Genomic DNA, 3,856 nt, shown 5'->3' with positions numbered 1-3,856 from the left:
CGGAATTTTACTTGCCAAATTTGGCTAAATTTTCTCTTTCGAAGTTTAGCAGCCACGCTTTGGTCGCTACGCCGCCCGCGCCGCTGTATCCTCCGAGCCCGCCCGCAGCTACGACGCGGTGGCACGGCACGATGATGGGAATTTTGTTTTTGCCGTTTGCGCCGCCTACTGCGCGGCTTGCGTGCGGTCTGCCGATAGCCGCAGCTAGCTCGCCGTATGTTACGACCTCGCCGTAAGGGATCTCTAAAAGCGCGCTCCACACGGACTTTTGAAACTGCGTGCCATTTTGGCTCAGTTTAACGCTGAAGCTCTCAAGCTCGCCCCTGAAATATGCGCCAAGCTCGTCGGTGCAAAGAGTCAAATTCTTTCTTAAATCGCCAAGCTTTAAATCGCGTCCTTTATCATCCACAGCACGCACAAAGCCGATAAGCCCTGCGTCGTGTTTTTTAAAGATCTCATCATTGGGCCTGCAAGCAGAGTTTTTGACCCAGTCGATACTGCAGATCCCGATCTCGTCATCCCAAATTTCAAGCATTCCGACGGGCGAATTAAAAAAGGCTTTTTGCATCTAAATCCTTTCAAATTTTTACTGGTTTGATCAAAAAAATTTTAAAAAACGCTTGTTGCGGTGCGAGCTAAAGCTCGAAAACGATGGAATTTCATGCGGTAACGCGGATTTTTTAAAATTTATACGCAAGGCGCCGCAAAGCCTCTACTCAAACCGCATGATGTTTACTAAAACCCCATCGAAAACGTCCTGCTTAAAGAGCTTGATCTCGCGCACGATATCTGCATTGTCGTCGTCGATGACGCCGTTTTTAACGAGGCTGTCCTCGATGAGCTTAAAGATAAAGGCGTGGTTGCTGACGTCGGAGATACCGCTTTTAAAGCCCATTTCAAGGCGTACCGGCACGCCTATGTGCACGCCGCGCAGATCCTTGGCGATGTAAAGATCAGCGATCGTGCGCACCATCTTTTTCGCCATTTGGTAGCTCGCCGTGGACGACAAAATATCATTAAGACCGAAATTCTCCATCAAAAGTGGAATACGAACTCGCGCCAAAACCCCTTCGCCCGGCTCGCTCGCGCTCTTTTTCAAAAACGAAATTTTAATCCTATGCGCGATGCCTATAAAGCGCGGCTTAAGCTCGATGAGCCTAGCTCTAGGCGCTTGCGGTAGCGAGATAGGACGCGAAGCGCTTGCAATAGGCAGAGCTTGCGGACGCTCTCGAAGGCTCGCGCGCTCTTTCGTAGGCGCTTTGCGCGCAGGCTTGCCATAGAAATTTATTGGCTTAGCCGCAAAAGTTGATTCGCTCCCAAAAGCAGCAGACGCGGGCTCATCACCAAGCGCCCCCTCCGCCATAGAAGAAGCAACCGTAGAATTCCCGCCCGTTAACGCGGGCTGCGCTGATTGCTCAAATTCGGGCGCAAATTTATTTCCCGCTTGCGGCGGTAAATTTAAAGGCTGCCACTCTTGCGCGGAGCTTTTCTGTGCTAAATTTTGCCCATCGGAATTTTCGGGCGCGTAATTTTGCCCTTTTGCCAAAAACGCAGAATTCTCACCAACGAAATTCTCATCTTGAGGCGCGAATTCCAAGGCATTTTCTAAGGCAAAATTTGCGGCGTGGCGGCCAGCGAAATTAGCGCTTTGCCCCTTGGAAAACTCGGAGCCTTGAGGCCCACAATCATTTGCGCACTTTATATCAAGCGCAGAATTTGCGAAAGTGGAATTTTTTGATGCAGAGCTTTGTGCCGTATAATTTTTACTTCGTAAGTCCGCGTCCTGCTCTGCTGCAAACGAATTTTCAGCTGAAAAATTCTCCGTTTGCGCTATAAAATTAGAATTTTGCGCCTCAAATGCGGAATCTTTCACGAGCGCAGAGCTTTGCGCAGAAACAAAATTTCGCGATGTAGGAATGAAGCTTTCTCCTTTGGCAGAATTCGCAGGCGCAGAGCTTTGTGGCATAAAATTTTTACTCCTCGCATTTGCGCTCTCTTCGAAACTAGCAGCAAGCCCCACGCTCACGTCATCCTGCGCGGCGCCATTTTGCGAAATAAAATTCTCGCACGCCGTATCCCACGCGGTATCTGCGCAAAATTCCGCCCGAGCTGCGCTATAAAATTCTGCTTGCGAAACATCTTGAAATTCTGCCTGTGAAGCAAAATCTCGCGCACCCTGAGCGCTACGCGCAGAAAAATCTCGCTCGCTGCGCCTTGCGTTTGTAGCATACGAAGTCTTTGCCAAGCTGCCGCCAGCCTCGGGCGAAACTGCGCTTAAATCTCCTTCGCAAAAGCTACCAAAATCGCAGGCGTCGCCAAACTCTGCATAGCCATCTGCCGCGCGGAGACGATCTGCGCGGGCTTTCTTTTTGGGCGTAGAAGAGAGCGTGAGCCTGCCTGCAAGCTCGCGTCCGCCGGAGTTTAAAATCCCAAAAATTCTGGCTCTAAAACGCTCGAACTGCTCGCCACTGAGCGAAATTTTGTCGTTTAGGCTCTGCACGCCGAAGTCTGCGGCGGTAAAATTTACGATCGCTCCGTCCCTACTCGCGACGCGCACGCGGCCTTTGACCGAGCCTTTTAGCTTAAAATCGCTACCTGCGAGAATTTTTTTTATCAACTCCTTCGGATTGTAGGGCATTTTAGCGCTCGCCAAAAACCACTTCGTTAAATTTAGCGACGAAGCTTAGTGGATTGACGCTCACGCCGTTGATCGCGATGCCGAAGTGCAGATGTGGGCCGCTAACTCTACCGCTCTCGCCCGAAAGTGCGATTTCATCGCCTTTGTGAACGTGATCGCCAAGCGTCACTTTGATCTCGCTTAGATGATAGTACTGCGAATAAATACCGCCGCCGTGATCAATCACGACCGAACCGCCGGCATAGTAGCGGTCTTTGGCGATGACTACGACCCCGTCGTTGGCGGCGCGCACCGCAGTGCCTACTGCAGCGCGATAATCGGTGCCGCTGTGATAGCTTTTAAGCTCGCCATTAAAAGTGCGGGCATTGCCGAATGCAGAGGTTATTTTGGAGTTTAAAGGCAGCTCAAACGGCGTGGAAAAAAGATAGCGCGGCGTGCTGATCGCATAGATCGCGTTGGCTTCGTCGAGCTCTTTTTTGATACGCGCGGCGGCTTCTTTGGGCGGTTTAACTTTACCCGGAGCAACGCTTAGAGCCTCTTTTTTATACTCGCCCTTTTTCAAAGCGACGATCTGCTCGTGACTGCCGCTTTGATCTACTATTCTCAGCGCGAAATCTCCCTTAGCGCGGTAGTTTGCCGCCAAAACGGCGATTTTATCGCTAGAATTTGGCGCCTCGATGAGAGGAATTTGCTTCGAGCCAAAGCTCAACTCAGTTGTGCTTTTATCTAATTTTAAGATAACAACATCGCCGTTTACTATGTCTAAAGCGAAAATTTTGATCGCCAAAAGTGCAAAAATAGCTAGAAATTTCATAAATTTTCCAAAATTCGTTATTTTTCATCAATTTTTTGTTAAAAATTAGCTAAAACAAATGAAATTGCTGTTATAATAACGAAAATTCAATTTTAAAAGGATTAAATGATGAAAAAGTTTTTGCTTCTAGCATCTGTTGCACTTTGCGGTCTTTTGCACGCGGACGTCGTGGCAAATCAAGAGGTTATAGCGGCGACTAACGTCGTTAGATCTTTCGTAGCGGCTAATAACTTCGGCACCGATGAGCGCTATCTAACCAGTGCCAAAGCCGTCGCAATCCTAACCGACGTAAAACGCCTAGCTGCGGGCGCATCACTACAATACGGCGATGGAATTTTTAGCGTCAAAGGCGAGAACGGCGAGTGGAGTTCGCCGATTTTTATCAAATATAAAGGCTACGGCGT

3 protein-coding genes and 1 pseudogene are annotated in these 3,856 nt (G+C 49.2%); 1 reads left to right on the top strand and 3 read right to left on the bottom strand.

The genetic code is table 11. The features are described 5' to 3' along the window. Positions 1 to 7 precede the first annotated feature (7 nt). The 3 genes from Q0369_RS08870 to Q0369_RS08860 all read right to left on the bottom strand — a co-directional run bounded on the left by Q0369_RS08870 (position 8) and on the right by Q0369_RS08860 (position 3,452). Positions 8 to 568, bottom strand: a complete 561-nt coding sequence (locus Q0369_RS08870) for a methylated-DNA--[protein]-cysteine S-methyltransferase (RefSeq protein WP_298098821.1) — start codon at positions 566 to 568, stop codon at positions 8 to 10. Positions 569 to 712: 144 nt separating this feature from the next. Next, on the bottom strand, positions 713 to 2,617 hold the full coding sequence (locus Q0369_RS08865) for a hypothetical protein (protein ID WP_298098818.1): 1,905 nt from the start codon (positions 2,615 to 2,617) through the stop codon (positions 713 to 715). Between the two features lie 22 nt (positions 2,618 to 2,639). After that, positions 2,640 to 3,452: a M23 family metallopeptidase gene (locus Q0369_RS08860; protein WP_298098815.1), complete on the bottom strand. Its 813-nt coding sequence runs from the start codon at positions 3,450 to 3,452 to the stop codon at positions 2,640 to 2,642. Positions 3,453 to 3,560: 108 nt separating this feature from the next. Between Q0369_RS08860 and Q0369_RS08855 the strand changes: the two are divergent. Next, positions 3,561 to 3,856 (top strand): annotated as a pseudogene (locus Q0369_RS08855) (hypothetical protein); the annotation flags it as partial.

It is taken from the genome of uncultured Campylobacter sp. (assembly GCF_938030685.1).
GTDB lineage: Bacteria > Campylobacterota > Campylobacteria > Campylobacterales > Campylobacteraceae > Campylobacter_B.
The sequence above is the reverse complement of the archived record's forward strand: the minus strand, read 5'-3'. Positions and strand labels throughout refer to the sequence as shown.

What these genes read in the sequence shown, in the direction of transcription:
- Q0369_RS08860 (WP_298098815.1), bottom strand. Translation starts at nt 3,452, where the DNA reads ATGAAATTTCTAGCTATTTTTGCACTTTTGGCGATCAAAATTTTCGCT.
- Q0369_RS08870 (WP_298098821.1), bottom strand. Translation starts at nt 568, where the DNA reads ATGCAAAAAGCCTTTTTTAATTCGCCCGTCGGAATGCTTGAAATTTGG.